This window comes from Vibrio sp. DNB22_10_4, from assembly GCF_052879755.1.
The window spans coordinates 1-276 of record NZ_JBNNXW010000060.1 but is presented as its reverse complement, the minus strand read 5'-3'; the positions used below and the strand labels follow the sequence as shown (position 1 = coordinate 276).

Here is a 276-nt window from a genome sequence, read left to right as displayed (position 1 = left end):
GCTTTGCCTCTCGCGGGTTTGCGCGTGCTCGACTTGTCGAACGTGCTGGCCGGGCCGTTCTGCGGCTATCAATTGGGCTTGCTCGGCGCTGAAGTGATCAAGGTCGAGGTGCCTGGCAATGGCGATCTTGCCCGCCGCCTGGGTGCCGATCCGGAACAGGCGCGCCGCAAGATGGGCGCCTCGTTCGTCGCCGTCAATGCGGGCAAGCAGTCCGTCACCGTCAACCTGAAGCACCCGGAAGGGCGGGCGATTTTGCTCAAGCTGGTGGCGCAGGCC

At 65.6% G+C, this 276-nt stretch carries 1 protein-coding gene; it reads left to right on the top strand.

The genetic code is table 11. The annotated features are described in order from the left end of the window. Nucleotides 1-3: 3 nt before the first annotated feature. Nucleotides 4-276: CoA transferase (locus ACVA6Q_RS24660; protein WP_446649221.1), on the top strand; the 273-nt coding region annotated here is incomplete at its 3' end.